This window comes from Streptomyces sp. NPDC017520, assembly GCF_044329855.1.
Classification (GTDB): Bacteria; Actinomycetota; Actinomycetes; order Streptomycetales; family Streptomycetaceae; genus Streptomyces.
In genome coordinates, this window is sequence record NZ_JBIRKB010000007.1 from 337,503 (window position 1) to 352,922 (window position 15,420).

Annotated in this window: 10 protein-coding genes; 6 read left to right on the forward strand and 4 right to left on the reverse strand. The window is 71.5% G+C overall.

Features of this window, described 5'->3' with window-relative positions:
* Window positions 1-46 precede the first annotated feature (46 nt).
* From pepN (ACH4KB_RS19565) to ACH4KB_RS19580, 4 genes are all read left to right on the forward strand, one after another.
* Window positions 47-2,650 (forward strand): aminopeptidase N, encoded by a 2,604-nt coding sequence (gene pepN / locus ACH4KB_RS19565; RefSeq protein ID WP_398067130.1) that lies wholly within the window; start codon window positions 47-49, stop codon window positions 2,648-2,650.
* Between the two features lie 213 nt (window positions 2,651-2,863).
* Window positions 2,864-3,928 (forward strand): hypothetical protein, encoded by a 1,065-nt coding sequence (locus ACH4KB_RS19570; protein ID WP_398067131.1) that lies wholly within the window; start codon window positions 2,864-2,866, stop codon window positions 3,926-3,928.
* 387 nt (window positions 3,929-4,315) lie between these two features.
* Window positions 4,316-7,624, forward strand: a complete 3,309-nt coding sequence (locus tag ACH4KB_RS19575; RefSeq protein WP_398067132.1) for a S8 family serine peptidase — start codon at window positions 4,316-4,318, stop codon at window positions 7,622-7,624.
* A gap of 303 nt (window positions 7,625-7,927) precedes the next feature.
* Window positions 7,928-8,956, forward strand: a complete 1,029-nt coding sequence (locus ACH4KB_RS19580; protein WP_398067133.1) for an aspartate-semialdehyde dehydrogenase — start codon at window positions 7,928-7,930, stop codon at window positions 8,954-8,956.
* An 80-nt stretch (window positions 8,957-9,036) separates the two neighbouring features.
* On the opposite strand, the gene ACH4KB_RS19585 is transcribed toward ACH4KB_RS19580, so the two are convergent.
* Together ACH4KB_RS19585 and ACH4KB_RS19590 are read right to left on the reverse strand one after the other, a co-directional pair.
* Window positions 9,037-9,384 carry a type II toxin-antitoxin system PemK/MazF family toxin gene (locus ACH4KB_RS19585; protein WP_398067134.1) on the reverse strand — a complete coding sequence of 116 codons (348 nt, stop codon included), beginning with the start codon at window positions 9,382-9,384 and terminating at the stop codon, window positions 9,037-9,039.
* Window positions 9,377-9,601, reverse strand: coding sequence for a ribbon-helix-helix domain-containing protein (locus ACH4KB_RS19590; protein ID WP_398067135.1), 225 nt, complete (start codon window positions 9,599-9,601; stop codon window positions 9,377-9,379). Before ACH4KB_RS19590 ends, ACH4KB_RS19585 begins: the two co-directional genes overlap by 8 nt.
* A gap of 103 nt (window positions 9,602-9,704) precedes the next feature.
* Here ACH4KB_RS19590 and pepN (ACH4KB_RS19595) point away from each other — a divergent pair, with 103 nt between their 5' ends.
* Together pepN (ACH4KB_RS19595) and ACH4KB_RS19600 are read left to right on the forward strand one after the other, a co-directional pair.
* Window positions 9,705-12,281 carry an aminopeptidase N gene (gene pepN / locus ACH4KB_RS19595; RefSeq protein ID WP_398067136.1) on the forward strand — a complete coding sequence of 859 codons (2,577 nt, stop codon included), beginning with the start codon at window positions 9,705-9,707 and terminating at the stop codon, window positions 12,279-12,281.
* A gap of 325 nt (window positions 12,282-12,606) precedes the next feature.
* The gene (locus tag ACH4KB_RS19600) at window positions 12,607-13,140 is read left to right on the forward strand and encodes a hypothetical protein (RefSeq protein ID WP_398067137.1); all 534 of its coding nucleotides are present in this window, start codon (window positions 12,607-12,609) and stop codon (window positions 13,138-13,140) included.
* A gap of 95 nt (window positions 13,141-13,235) precedes the next feature.
* Here the strand turns inward: ACH4KB_RS19600 and alc are convergent, their stop codons facing one another.
* Both alc and ACH4KB_RS19610 read right to left on the reverse strand, forming a co-directional pair.
* Entirely contained in the window at window positions 13,236-14,390 is a 1,155-nt protein-coding gene (gene alc, locus ACH4KB_RS19605) for an allantoicase (protein WP_398067138.1), read from the reverse strand.
* Between the two features lie 65 nt (window positions 14,391-14,455).
* Window positions 14,456-15,364 (reverse strand): LysR family transcriptional regulator, encoded by a 909-nt coding sequence (locus tag ACH4KB_RS19610; RefSeq protein WP_398067139.1) that lies wholly within the window; start codon window positions 15,362-15,364, stop codon window positions 14,456-14,458.
* Window positions 15,365-15,420 lie beyond the last annotated feature (56 nt).

Genomic DNA, 15,420 nt, shown 5'->3' on the forward strand with positions numbered 1-15,420 from the left:
AATGGGTTCGAACACGACACATGACGCGCGTCACGAAGGAGTGCCCGTGCCCGGTGAAAACCTGTCCCGCGACGAGGCCCAGAAGAGGGCCGAGCTGCTGACCGTCGACGGATACGAGGTCGAGCTCGACCTGCGGTCCGCCGTCGGCGAGCCCGAGGGGGCCGACGGGGGCGACGGGGAGTCCGGTCCGCGGACGTTCCGGTCGCTCACCACGATCCGGTTCCGCTCCGCCCGTGCGGGCGCCTCGACCTTCGCCGACCTGGTGGCCCCGGCTGTGGACGCGGTGACGCTGAACGGGACGGCCCTCGACCCGGCCGTCGTGTTCGACGGGACGCGGGTGGCGCTGGACGGGCTCGTCGAGGGCGAGAACGTCCTCGTGGTCGACGCCCGCTGCGCGTACAGCAGGACCGGCGAGGGCATGCACCGCTTCGTCGACCCGGAGGACGGTGAGGTCTACCTCTACACGCAGTACGAGCCGGCCGACGCCCGCCGGGTCTTCGCCAACTTCGAACAGCCCGACCTCAAGGCCCCCTACCGCTTCCGGGTGGCCGCCCCCGCCGACTGGCGGGTCTGGTCCAACGGGGCCGAGGAGTCGCGGAAGGACGGGGTGTGGACCTTCGCCGAGACGAAACCGATCTCCACGTACATCACGGCCGTCGTCGCCGGCCCCTACCACTACGTCAGCGATCACTACAGCCGTACGTTCGACGACGGCACCACGCTGGAAATCCCGCTCGGCGCGATGTGCCGCAAGGGGCTCGCGAAGCACTTCGACGCGGACGACGTCTTCCTGATCACCAAGCAGGGTCTGGACTTCTTCCACGACCACTTCGACTACCCGTACCCCTTCGGGAAGTACGACCAGGCGTTCGTGCCCGAGTACAACCTCGGGGCCATGGAGAACCCGGGCATGGTCACCTTCCGCGAGGAGTACATCTACCGCGGCAAGGTCACCTCGGCCGCCTACGAGCGGCGTGCCAACGTCATCCTGCACGAGATGGCGCACATGTGGTTCGGCGACCTGGTCACCATGGAGTGGTGGGACGACCTGTGGCTGAAGGAGTCCTTCGCGGACTTCATGGGCTCCTTCTCGATGGTCGAGGCGACCCGCTTCACCAACGGCTGGGTCACCTTCGCCAACAACCGCAAGGCGTGGGCCTACCGCGCCGACCAGCTGCCCTCCACGCACCCCATCACGGCGGACATCCGTGACCTGGAGGACGCCAAGCTGAACTTCGACGGGATCACGTACGCCAAGGGCGCGTCCGTGCTCAAGCAGCTGGTGGCGTACGTGGGGCGCGACGCGTTCCTCGAAGGCGCCCGGCGCTACTTCAAGAGCCACGCCTACGGCAACACGCGCCTGGGCGACCTGCTGTCGGTGCTGGCCGAGACGTCCGGCCGCGACATGACGGCCTGGTCCCGCTCGTGGCTCCAGACGGCGGGCGTCAACGTGCTCACCCCCGTGCCGACGTACGACGCGGACGGGATCCTGACCGAGCTGGCCGTCGTCCAGGAGGCCGCCGCCTCGCACCCGGAGCTGCGCCCGCACCGCGTCGCGGTCGGCCTGTACCGGCGTACGCCGGAGGGCGAGCTGACGCGTTACGCGCGCGCCGAGGTGGACGTGGCCGGTGAGCGGAGCGTGGTGGAGGCCCTGGCCGGCTCCGAGCGGCCCGATCTGATCCTGGTCAACGACGACGACCTCACCTACTGCAAGGTCCGCTTCGACGAGGGATCGCTGGCCACGCTGCGCGACCACCTCGGCGCGATCACGGACCCGCTGGCCCGTGCCCTGTGCTGGTCGGCCCTGTGGAACCTCACCCGGGACGCGTTGATGCCGGCCCGCGACTTCGTCGCGCTGGTGCTGGCGCACGCCGGGCGGGAGAGCGACATCGGCGTCCTCCAGATGCTGCACGCCTGGGCGCAGTCCGCGCTGGTCAACTACGCGGCCCCCGACTGGCGCGAGGAGGGCGGCCGGGCGCTGGCCGACGGCGCGCTGCGCGAGCTGCGGACCGCCGAGCCGGGCAGCCAGCACCAGCTGACCTGGGCCCGCTTCTTCGCGGCGGTCGCCTCGTCCGAGGAGGACTTCCGGCTGCTGGGCGAGCTGCTGGAGGGCACGGCCCGGCTCGACGGTCTCGACGTCGACCAGGAGCTGCGCTGGTCCTTCCTCTCCCCGCTGGCCTCGCACGGGGTGGCGAACGAGGCGGCGATCGACGCCGAGCTGGCCCGCGACGACACGGCCTCCGGCAAGCGCCACCACGTACGGTGCCTGGCCTCGCGCCCCTCGGAGGCGGTCAAGGCGCAGGCGTGGGCGGCGGTCGTGGAGTCGGACAAGCTGTCCAACGCGCTGGTGGAGGCGACGATCACCGGCTTCGGGCAGCCCTCCCAGCGGGAGTTGCTCGCCCCGTACGCGAACCGCTACTTCGAGGTGATCGAGCGGATCTGGGCGGAGCGGTCGATCCAGATCGGCATGCACGTGGTGCGGGGGATGTTCCCCGGCCTTCAGGACAGCCCCGCGACCCTCGCGGCGACCGACGCCTGGCTGGGTGAGCACGAGGACGCCGCCCCGGCGCTGCGGCGGCTGGTGCTGGAGGCCCGGGACGATCTCGCGCGGGCGCTGCGCGGCCAGGAGTGCGACCGGGCCGCCGCCTGAGCAGGTACCGGATGAGGGGGCGCTCGGGCGGGGCGTGCGTGCGGCGTGAAAGCCGCGCTCGTACACCCGGCCGAGTCGCCCCTCCCCCGATTCCCGGCGCGACGGCCCTTTTCGGTTGTCGAACGTCCGTACTTCAGGGCGGCGTTGTCCGGGATTGTCGACGGGCGTGTAACAGGGGTTAGGGAGCCCTCCACGGGCGGGAAACCCCGGGACATGACCCAGAATGCCCCGCTCTCCCCCCGTCTCCCCGGCCTCCCCCTCCACCCCGAGGACGTCACGCACCGTGTCCTGTCCGCCGCCCAGTTGAGGGCGCTGGGGGTGTCCGCAGCGCAGACGTCCGCCCAGTGCCTGCCCGGCGGGCCCTGGCAGCACCTGCTGCCGGGGGTCTACCTGCTGCACCCGGGCCCGCCCACCGGCCGGGAGCGGCTGCGCGGGGCGCTGCTCTACGCGGGGCGTCCGCCGGCCTCCGCACGCCGCGCTCCGGCGGACCCCGCGGACACGGGGTACGGCGAGTCGATGCTCACCGGGGTGGCCGCGCTCGCGCTGCACGGCTTCGCCGCGGCCGGGGACGTGGAGGCGCTGCACCGGATCGACGTGCTGGTCCCGCGCACCCGGCGGCTGCGGTCCACCCGGTTCGTGGAGGTGTTGCGGACCGCCTCGATGCCGAACCCGGTGCGGGTGGGCGAGGTGCCCGTCGCCCCGGTGCAGCGGGCCCTGGCGGACGCGGTGGCGGGCACGGCCGACGCGGCCGTCGTCCGGCGGCTGCTGACCGAGGCGGTACGCGACGGGCACTGCGAGCCGGCTTCCGTGGTACGGGAGTTGAGCGAGGCGAAGCTGCTGGGGCGGCCCGCCGTGGTGGGCGCGGTCGATGCGCTGCTGGCCGAGGGGCGGGCGGTGGCGGAGGCGCGGCTGTACGCGATGGTGCGCGAGCACGGCCTGCCGGAGCCGCTGTGGAACGTGGAGCTGCGGCTGCCGGGCGGGCCCCGGCTCGGCGGGGTCGACGCCTACTGGCCCGAGCAGGCCGTGGCGGTGGAGCTGGACGCCCGGGCGCCCCGGTACGGCGTGCCGGGGCGGAGGGGCCGGGCGGAGGCGGACCCGCAGTGGTCCGCGTACGCCGCGAAGCGGGAGCGGCTGGAACGGCTCGGGGTCACGGTCGTCCACGTCGCACCGAGGAGGCTGCGCGAGGCGGCGGACCAGCAGGCGACGGTGGTGCGGACGGCGCTGATGGCGGCGGCGGACCGGGAGCCGGCGGCGTACGTGATGGTGCTGCCGCGCTGAGAGGGGCGCGGCCGGTCGGGGCGCGCCGCCCCCGCACGCGCCACGGCCGGTCCGGGGCGCGCCGCCCCCGGCCCCGGGCCCACGGCTGTTCCCGGCCACCGACCCGCCCGCCGTCGGCCACGGACCCGTCCCGCCTCGGCCACCGACGCACCCTGTCCCGGCCACGGAGGCGTCTGGTCCGGACCACGGCGGCCGCCACCCGCGTCGCCAGGCGTCACGGGCGCACCGTTTGGCCTCATTCATCCCCCGTGGCACATCGCGCCCCGTGGCGGATCTATGCCATGCCCCAAACTCACCTCCGTCAACTCTCCACAAACCCCTGTCATTTACGACAGGGTAAGCGGTCATCCGGTACCGCATTCCGGACTCTCTCTTTCAATAACAGGGATGCAGATGACCAAGGAATCCCCCAGTTCCATACCCGGGGCGAGACGCGCCGCTCGTATCGCGGCCGCGGCCGGACTGGCGGCCGCACTGGCCGCCTCCGGCGCCGCTCCGGCGTTCGCCGCCGAGGACCCGGCGCCGGCGCCCGTCAAACCGGCCGCCACGAGCGACCGGGGCGACAAGCTCGGCAAGGCCGACGCCGATGTCCTGGCGAAGGCCGAGGCCAAGGGCGAGAAGAGCGTCACCATGATGGTCGCCACCACCCCGGGGGCGACCGAGCAGGTCAGCAAGCAGCTGGACGCCGTCGAGGGCTCCGTGCTCGGCCAGACCTACGACAAGCTCGGCTACGTCCGGGCGACGGTCCCGACCGGCCGCGCCGAGTCCACCATCAAGGCGGCCTCCAAGCTCTCCTCCGTCCTCGGCATCGATCTCAAGCAGGAGATCAAGCTGGACGACCCGACGCCCAAGGGCGACCGGGCCGCCGGAGCGAAGCAGCCGAGGGCCACGGGCAGTTACGCGGCGCCGGGCAAGAAGACCCCGGCGAAGAACCCGTACAACCCGTCGTTCGAGACGGGCGCGGTCGACTTCGTCGAGAAGCACCCGACGGCCGACGGCCGCGGGATCACCATCGGTGTCCTGGACTCCGGCGTCGACCTCGGTCACCCGGCCCTGAAGAAGACCACCACCGGCGAGCGCAAGATCGTCGACTGGGTGACCGCGACCGACCCGGTGAGCGACGGCGACGGCACCTGGCTGCGGATGACCCAGTCGGTGGCCGGCCCGACGTTCACGTCCGGCGGGAAGACCTACTCGGCGCCGGCGGGCAGCTACAAGTTCGCCACGTTCGCCGAGGCGGCCACCACCGGCGGCGAGATGGCGGGCGACCTCAACCGCGACGGTGACACCACCGACGTCTGGGGCGTGCTGTACGACCCGGTCACCGGCACCACCCGGGTGGACCTGAACAACAACGCGGACTTCTCCGACGACAAGGTCCTCAAGCCGTACAAGGAGAAGTTCCAGGTCTCCTACTTCGGTGAGGACGACCCGCGCACCCAGGTCGTCGAGCGCATCCCGTTCGTCGTCGAGACCCGTAAGAACGTCGTCCTCAACGCCTCCGGCGCGAAGGCCGACTTCGTCAACATCGGCGTCATCGAGGGGTCGCACGGCACCCACGTCGCGGGCATCACCGCGGCCAACGGGCTGTTCGGCGGCGAGATGAACGGCGCCGCCCCCGGCGCCAAGATCGTCTCCTCGCGTGCCTGCACCTGGTCAGGCGGCTGCACCAACATCGCGCTGACCGAGGGCATGATCGACCTCGTCGTCAACCGCGGCGTCGACATCGTCAACATGTCGATCGGCGGCCTGCCGCCGCTGAACGACGGCAACAACGCGCGCGCCGAGCTGTACAAGCGACTCGTCGACATCTACGGCGTCCAGCTGGTCATCTCGGCCGGCAACAGCGGCCCGGGCCTCAACACCATCGGTGACCCGTCGCTGGCCGACCACGTGATCTCGGTCGGCGCGTCGATCTCCAAGGAGACGTGGGCGGCCAACTACGGCTCCAACGTCACCAAGAAGTACGACATGCTGCCGTTCTCCTCGCGCGGTCCGCGTGAGGACGGTGGCTTCGCGCCGATCATCTCGGCGCCGGGCGCGTCCATCAACACCACCCAGACCTGGGCGCCGGGCGGTCCGGTCAAGGAGGCGGGTTACGACCTGCCGGCCGGCTACTCCATGCTCCAGGGCACCTCGATGGCCTCCCCGCAGGCGGCGGGCGCCGCCGCGCTGCTGCTGTCGGCCGCGAAGCAGAAGAACATCGAGCTTCCCCCGGCCGACCTGCGCTCGGCGCTGACCAGCACCGCGGGCTACATCAAGGACGTGCCCGCGCACGTCCAGGGCTCCGGTCTGATCAACATCGTCAAGGCGTGGAAGCAGATCGCCAAGCAGGGCAAGCCCGCCCACGAGTTCTCGGTGAAGGCCCCGGTCGACACCGCGATCGACTTCGCGCTCAAGGACCCGGGCTTCGGCACCGGCCTCTACGACCGCGAGGGCGGCCTGAAGACCGGCGAGACCAAGGTCTACGACGTCGTCGTCACCCGCACCACGGGCCCGGACCGCAACGTCCAGCACAAGCTGTCCTGGAAGAACAACGACGGGACCTTCAAGCTCAGCAGCCCCCAGTACGTCTCGCTGCCGCTCGACACGCCGGTCAAGCTCAAGGTCAAGGCGAAGGCGAAGTCCGCCGGCGTCCACAGCGCCATCCTGCGGGTCGACGACAAGAAGACCTCCGGCGTGGACCACCAGATCATGACCACGGTCGTCGTCGCCCACGAGCTCCAGCAGCCCGGTTACGCCTACAAGGCGTCCGGCTCGGTCCAGCGCAACGGCACCACGTCGTACTTCGTCAACGTGCCCGAGGGCGCGAAGACCCTTGAGGTCGCCCTCAGCGCCCTGCGCTCGGGCAGCCAGACCCGGTTCATCTCCCTGCACCCATACGGGACGCCGGTCGACCCGACCTCCACGGTCAACTGCTACCCGAACTACGAGAACCCGGCCAACACCTGCCGCCCGGACGCGCGTTCCTACAAGGACCCGCAGCCCGGCGTGTGGGAGATCGAGGTCGAGGCGCGTCGTACGTCGCCGCTGCTGGACAACCCGTACAAGCTGGACGTCTCGCTGCTCGGCGCGACCTTCGACCCGGCGGTGCAGACCATCGCCGAGGCGAAGATCGGCACTCCGGCCGCGGTGGACTGGACGGTCACCAACGGCGCCGCCGACCTCCAGGGCACGCTCCAGGGCGGTTCGCTGGGCTCGGCCAAGGTGGACAAGCCGTCGCTCTCGACGGGCCAGACCCGTGAGACCACGGTCACCATCGGCGCGGGTGTCGAGAAGCTCGACATCGCCATCGGCGGCACGTCGGACGCCAACGCCGACCTCGACCTGTACGTCTTCCGGGGCGCCACGCAGGTCGGCAGCGCGACCAGCGCCGGTTCCGAGGAGGCGGTCAGCCTGGTGAAGCCCGCCGCGGGCACGTACACGGTCGTCGTCGACGGCTACTCGGTCCCGTCCGGGACCACCACGTACGACTACCGCGACGTCTACTACTCGGCGTCGCTCGGCACGATCAAGGTCGACTCCACCAAGGCGGTGAACCTGGCCAACGGCGCTTCGGCCCAGGTCGGCGCCGAGGTCGTGGTCGCCGGAGCGGCCCCCGAGGGCCGTCAGTTCTTCGGCGAGGTCAAGCTGGTCAACAAGCGCGGCACCGCCGCGGGCACCGGCAGCGTCGTGATCGAGAAGGTCACGCCGTAACGGATCCGGCGACGGGTCCCACGGGGCCCTGACGGACCCCATCGGCACGCGCGGCGGGGCGGGCGCTCTCACGAGCACCCGCCCCGCTGCGCGTGTTCCTCGTCACACCCTCCGACCGCCCGCCGCAGATGTTTCCCCCGTACGCACGGACGTTGCGGAATCTGCGGTCCTCGCGCGAAGAGTCCGCAGGTCGGACAATGGATTGGACAAGGCGGGCCAGGACATACGCATCATGGAGCGGCAAACGGGCCGCACAGCCGCACGGGCGGGCAGCCGCCGGACGTGCAGAACAGAGGAGTCCTCGTGAAGGTCGGAATCGTCGGCGCCACCGGTCAGGTCGGCACAGTCATGCTCAGGATCCTGGCCGAGCGGGACTTCCCGGTCGACGAGCTGCGGCTGTTCGCCTCGGCCCGGTCCGCGGGCTCCACGATCGACTTCAAGGGCTCCGGCATCACCGTCGAGGACGCCTCCGCGGCCGACTACACGGGCCTGGACATCGTGCTGTTCTCCGCCGGCGGCGCGACCTCGAAGGCGCTGGCCGAGAAGGTCGCCGCCCAGGGCGCCGTGGTGATCGACAACTCCTCCGCCTGGCGCAAGGACCCCGAGGTCCCCCTCGTCGTCTCCGAGGTGAACCCGCACGCGGCCCGCGTCCGCCCGAAGGGGATCATCGCCAACCCGAACTGCACGACGATGGCCGCGATGCCCGTGCTGCGCCCGCTGCACGACGAGGCCGGTCTCGAAGCGCTGACCGTCGCCTCCTACCAGGCCGTGTCCGGCTCCGGGGTCGCCGGGGTCGCCGAGCTGCACGGCCAGGCGCTCAAGGTCGTCGCCGAGGCCGAGAAGCTGGCTCACGACGGCGAGGCCGTGGACTTCCCCGAGCCGGCCGTCTACAAGCGCCCGATCGCCTTCAACGTGCTGCCGCTGGCGGGCTCGATCGTGGACGACGGCTCGTTCGAGACGGACGAGGAGCAGAAGCTCCGCAACGAGTCCCGCAAGATCCTGGAGATCCCGGAGCTGAAGGTGTCCGGCACCTGCGTCCGGGTCCCGGTCTTCTCCGGCCACTCGCTCCAGATCAACGCCCGCTTCGCCCGCCCGATCGGCGTCGAGCGCGCCGTGGAGCTGCTGAAGGACGCCGAGGGCGTCGAGCTCTCGGAGATCCCGACCCCGCTCCAGGCGGCCGGCAAGGACGCCTCCTTCGTGGGCCGTATCCGGGTCGACGAGACGGTGGACAACGGCCTCGCGCTGTTCGTCTCCAACGACAACCTCCGCAAGGGCGCGGCGCTGAACGCCGTGCAGATCGCGGAGCTGGTGGCGGCCGAGCTGAAGGGCTGACGCGCGGCGTCACACGTACACGCACGGGAAGGGGCGGCCACCGGCAGTGCACCGGTGGCCGCCCCTTCGTGTGTGCGGGGTCAGAGCGCGAGATGGCGGCGGAGGGCCTGGTCGATCTCGGCCATGCGCTGGCGGGGGACCTCACCGATTCGCTTCAGTACCCGATCGGGGGAGACGGCCCGGATCTGTTCGCACTGAACCTTGGAGTTCTGCGGAAGGTGGCTCTCTTTCGCTGCGAGAAGCACCTGGAAGCTGAGGACCCTTGAGGTGTTCGAGGTCAGGGGCACCACGGCGACGACGCCCCTGCCGGTCAGCTCGACCGACCGGTTGGCGGCGTTGTTGGAGACGATCACCGCAGGGCGTACCTTGTTGGCTTCGCTCCCCCGCGCAGGTTCCAGGTCCACGAGGTGGATGTCGCCCCTACGCATCGGTGAGCCCATCGGCCACGGTGCGGTCCCAGAGAGCGGCGTCCTCGCTCGCGTCCCACTCCTGGAACGCCTCTGTGTACTCGGCTTCCAGACCTGCGGTACGCAACAGCTCGATGGCGGCGTGTATGACGGCGGACCGGGAATCCGCGTCGGTCTTCGTCGCGTACTCGTCGACGAAGGCGACGTCCTCCTGCGGCAGACTCACGCTAATCTTCATACCAACGATGCTACCCGAGTAGGAACAAGGGCGCTACCCATCGTCGGGCCGGGCCGGACATGGAAGGATGATCCGAAACGTCACCATCGAAGGAGATGACCGCGTGCCTGGCACGAATCTGACCCGCGAAGAGGCACAGGAGCGGGCGCGCCTGCTGACCGTGGACGCGTACGAGATCGATCTCGACCTCTCCGGAGCGCAGGAGGGCGGCACCTACCGGTCCGTGACCACCGTGCGCTTCGACTGCGCGGAGGCGGGTGCGGAGTCGTTCATCGACCTGGTCGCCCCTGCCGTCCACGACGTGGTGCTGAACGGCAAGGACCTGGACGTGGCCGCCGTGTTCCGCGACGCGCGGATCGCCCTGCCGCATCTGCGGGAGGGGGCCAACGAGCTGAAGGTCGTCGCCGACTGCTCGTACACCAACACCGGTGAGGGCCTGCACCGGTTCGTCGACCCGGTCGACGAGCAGGCCTATCTGTACACGCAGTTCGAGGTTCCGGACGCGCGCCGCGTCTTCGCCTCGTTCGAGCAGCCCGACCTGAAGGCGACCTTCGCGTTCACCGTGAAGGCCCCGTCCGGCTGGACGGTCATCTCGAACTCCCCGACGCCGGAGCCTGCGGGCGACGTCTGGACCTTCGAGCCGACGCCGCGCATCTCCACGTACATCACGGCCCTCATCGTGGGCCCGTACCACGCGGTGCACAGCAGCTACGAGAAGGACGGCCAGTCCGTCCCGCTCGGCATCTACTGCCGTCCCTCCCTCGCGGAGTACCTGGACGCGGAGGACATCTTCGCCGTCACCCGGCAGGGCTTCGAGTGGTTCCAGGAGAAGTTCGACTACGCGTACCCGTTCGCCAAGTACGACCAGCTCTTCGTCCCCGAGTTCAACGCGGGCGCGATGGAGAACGCGGGCGCGGTCACCATCCGCGACCAGTACGTCTTCCGCTCCAAGGTGACGGACGCGGCGTACGAGGTGCGGGCCGAGACCATCCTGCACGAGCTGGCCCACATGTGGTTCGGCGACCTCGTGACGATGGAGTGGTGGAACGACCTCTGGCTGAACGAGTCGTTCGCCACCTACACCTCGATCGCCTGCCAGGCGGACGCGGCGGGCTCGAAGTGGCCGCACTCCTGGACCACGTTCGCCAACTCCATGAAGACCTGGGCGTACCGGCAGGACCAGCTGCCCTCCACGCACCCGATCATGGCGGACATCCAGGACCTGGACGACGTCCTCGTCAACTTCGACGGGATCACGTACGCCAAGGGCGCGTCCGTGCTCAAGCAGCTCGTGGCGTACGTCGGCAAGGACGCGTTCTTCCAGGGCGTCCAGGCGTACTTCAAGGCGCACGCCTTCGGCAACACCCGCCTCTCCGACCTGCTGGGCGCCCTGGAGAAGACCTCCGGCCGCGACCTGAAGACGTGGTCGAAGGCGTGGCTGGAGACGGCGGGCATCAACATCCTGCGCCCGGAGATCGAGACCGACGCCGACGGCCGCGTCACCTCCTTCACCGTGCTCCAGGAGGCCCCCGCGCTGCCCGCCGGCGCGAAGGGCGAGCCGACGCTGCGCCCGCACCGCATCGCCATCGGCTGCTACGGCCTCGACGCGGACGGCAAGCTGGTGCGCACCGACCGGATCGAGCTGGACGTCGACGGCGAGCGGACCGACGTGCCCGCCCTGGTGGGCAAGGCCCGCCCGGCGGTCGTCCTGCTCAACGACGACGACCTCTCGTACGCGAAGGTCCGCCTCGACGCCGAGTCGCTGCGGGTCGTCACCGAGCACCTGGGCGACTTCACCGAGTCGCTGCCGCGCGCCCTGAGCTGGGCCTCGGCCTGGGACATGACGCGCGACGGCGAGCTGGCGACCCGCGACTACCTCGCCCTGGTGCTCTCCGGCATCGGCAAGGAGTCGGACATCGGCGTCGTGCAGTCGCTGCACCGCCAGGTGAAGCTGGCACTCGACCTGTACGCGGCGCCGGAGGCACGTGAGGGCGCGCTGATCCAGTGGACCGACGCCACGCTGGCGCACCTGCACGCGGCGGAGCCGGGCAGCGACCACCAGCTGGCCTGGGCCCGCGCCTTCGCGGCCACGGCCCGCAACCCGCAGCAGCTGGACCTGCTCCGGTCGCTGCTGGACGGCACGGAGATCATCGAGGGTCTGGCCGTCGACACCGAGCTGCGATGGGCGTTCGTGCAGCGGCTGGCGGCCACCGGGCTGCTGGACGAGGAGGAGATCGCCGCCGAGTACGAGCGCGACAGGACGGCGGCGGGCGAGCGCCACGCGACCTCCGCGCGGGCGGCCCGGCCCACCGAGGAGGCCAAGGCCGAGGCGTGGGCCTCGGTCGTGGAGTCCGACAAGCTGCCCAACTCCCTCCAGGAGGCGGTCATCAGCGGCTTCGTCCAGACGGACCAGCGCGAGCTGCTGGCCCCGTACACGGAGAAGTTCTTCGCCGCGGCGAAGGACGTCTGGGACTCGCGCAGCCACGAGATGGCCCAGCAGATCGCGGTGGGCCTCTACCCGGCCCTCCAGGTCTCCCAGGAGACGCTGGACGCCACGGACGCCTGGCTGGCCTCGGCCGAGCCGAGCGCGGCCCTGCGCCGGCTGATGTCGGAGTCGCGGTCCGGTGTGGAGCGCGCGCTGAAGGCCCGGGCGGCGGACGCGGCGGCGGCGACCGCGTAGCGGCGCGTACGGCCCTGGGGGCGTCCTCTTCGTCGCGGCGGATTCGCCGCGGCCGAGGGGGCGCCTCTTTCCGTTGCGCCGGCGGCCCGCTACTCCGGCCGCGGCGTGAGGACGAGCGGCCAGACCTCACCGGTCCGGACGCACTCCACGGCCTGTTCGGCCGGGGTCCCGGCGGAGTGCGGTATCGGGTGCGAACGTCCGCAGGTCGGCCCGTACCCGCGCGCGGCCCGTTCGGCCGCCGTCCGCGCGCGGTGGGGTCTCCCGTGACCTACGGTCCGAAGGGTCGTCGCAGGAAGCTTCGGCCGCAGGCCACGGGAGGGTTCGGATGCCCGGCTCCGCCGCCGTGCCGGTCGCGCTGGCGCTGTGCGCCGGTCTGCTGACGGGCCCCGCCGCCCCGGTGGCCGGCCGGCCGGACTGCCGGGCGGGTCCGGCGGGCTGCCACGACCTCTACACGTACGGCTACAGCCTCGGGCTGCATCCGTTCACCGGCGCGGACGACGTCAGGGAACAGCTGACCGACCACTTCTGGCTGTTCCCGGTCAGCGGCGGCTGTGCGGGGCGGATCCGGGCGGGGGCGCGGTGCGAACTGCTGGGCGGCAATCCGGTCGAGGTGGAGTACATCGGGAACGACTTCTTCCAGATCAACACGCTGCCGGGGCACCAGTTGGGCCGGGGCATGCACATCCGCTTCGCCTTCTCGCGGACCCTCGGCTTCCACTCCCTGACGGTCCGGGCCTGGCAGGACCGGCCCACCGACTGCACGGGCGAGCCCTTCTGCGACACGGTGAACCGGGTGTTCGCCTGGGGGACCTGGCGGGTGCTGGCGAAGACGCTGCGCTTCTCCGCGTACGCCGCCTGAGCCGCCCGGACCCGTTGGAAGCCGCCCGGCGGACGGGCGCAGGAGCGCAGCCGTCCGCCGGGCGGAGCAGGGGTGCCGCGGAAGGGGTACGGGGGTTACGCGCCCGACTCCTCGTAACGGCGGGTCAGCTCGGCCGCGCCGGACTCCGTGAGCGTGCCGTGCAGACGCATCCGGGCCACGCCGCCGTCGGGGAAGGCGTCGAGGCGGACGTGGGTGACGACGGCCTGGGCGCGCAGCACGAAGCGGTGCAGGGTGTCGGGCTGGAGGCGGGTGCGCGGGACGATCTCGAACCAGTCGCCGGTGTCGCCGTTGCGGCCCTGGAGGGCGATCCAGCCGGCCGAGTTGCCCTTGAGGTAGGCGGTGTCGATCTCGATCGCGCGGACCGCGCCCTGGGCGGGGAGGCGGAAGCGGACCCAGTCGTTGGTGTCGCGGACCCGGCGGCGGCGGTTCTCCCAGCCGTCGTCCATCTTGCGGGAGGTGCCCGGCAGGATGATCTGGGTGGGCGAGGAGTAGAAGCGGTCGGAGGCGTCCTCGTACGTACCGCCGTTGAGCACCGAGATCAGGTCGATGGTGCCGAGTGCGGCGAGCCAGGCCGGGTCCGGGACGACCTCGCCGTGCACGCGGAGGCGGGCGATGCCGCCGTCGGGGTGCTGGCAGAGGCGCAGGTGGGTGTAGCGGCGGCCGCCGGTGATCTCGAAGGCGTTGGCCGCGTGGCCGCGTACGGGGGTGGGCGGGAGGATCTCCTCCCACTTCACGTCGTCGGCGAGCAGCTGCTCGGGGCCCGGGGCTCCCTCGACGGAGGTGGCCTGGACGGATACGCGCTGCGGGTAGTTGCCGCGGAAGTGGGCGGTGTCGACGATCAGGCCGCGGATGATGCCGGGCGCGCCGAGGCGGACGATGGCCCAGTCGTGGTCCCCGGGGGCCGGGAAGGGGGTTTCGGCGTCCGCTCCCCTGCGGCGGCGGGTCTCCCAGCCGTCCATGATCTTGCCCTTGTGCCCGAAGTGCTCGGGGTCGAAGACGGCGCGCTCACGGATCAGGAGGTTCTCGCGCTCGGCGAAGAACTCGTCGTTGGCGGCGATCACGCCCGCGCCGAGGCGGCGGTCGGCGAGGTCGACCAGCTCGGTGAAGGGGAGGTCTCCCGCTTCGCGGTAGTCGGCGTAGGGGTCGCCGCCGCCGTAGGGCGCGGCGTCATTGGCGTGGGGGTCGGTGTCGTGGTCCTGGAATGTGGTCTCGCTCGCGTCGAAGGTCATGGCTCCTACCTTCACGCCACCTGACCCATCAGGTCCATCGAAAGTTTTCGCAGATACCTTTCAGCTCAGCTGAATGATCTGGCCACGCTGGTGAGTGCCGCGAGGACCCGGGCCACCGCCGGTCCGCTCGAAGCCCCGTGCCGGACCGCCGCCACCACATGGCGGCGCGGCCGGTCCGCCTCCAGCACTCGCATCACCACGCCCTCGCGACGCTCCCGGGCGGCCATCCGGGGGACCAGCGCGACGCCCATGCCCGCCTCGACCAGGGCGAGGATCGCGGTCCACCCGGCGGCGCTGTGGGCCTGCTCGGGGACGAAACCGGCCGCCTCGCAGGCGGCGGTGGTGATCTCGGACCAGGGTCCCGAGCCGCCGAAGATCCAGCGGTCGGCCGCCAGGTCCGCGAGCCGCAGGGCGGGTGCGCCGGCCAGCGGGTGGTCGGCGGGGAGCGCCACGTCCAGCGGGTCGGCGAGCAGCGGGAAGAGGCTGAAGCGGGGGTCGCGGGCAGTGGGCGCGTGGGCGGCCAGCGACAGGGCCAGGTCCACCTCGCCCGCGGTGAGCAGCTCGTAGGCCTGGGCGGCCTCGGCCTCCCGTACGCGTACGTCGGGCCCCGGGCGGTCCTCGGCGCGCAGCAGCCGGACGGCGGGGACGACGAGGGCGGGCACGGCGGTGGAGAACGCGGCCACCCTGACCTCGCCCGCCTCGCCGCGCAGATAGCCGGTCAGTTCGGCCTCGGCCCGCTCCAGCTGGGCGAAGACCGCCTCGGCGTGGCGCAGGACGAGGTGGGCGGCGTCGGTGAGGCGGACGCGGCGGCCCTGGGCCTCCAGGAGGTCCACGCCGAGCTGCTTGGCCAGGTTGGTGAGCTGCTGGGAGACGGCGGAGGGGGTCATCAGGAGCGCCTCGGCGGTCGCTGTCACCGTGCCCCGGTCGCGCAGGGTGCGCAGGATACGGAGCTTCTTGACGTCCCACTCGGTCATGGGCGCAACCTACCGGCCCGGCGCGGGCCGTGTTCCCGCCCCCGGGCCGTGCACAC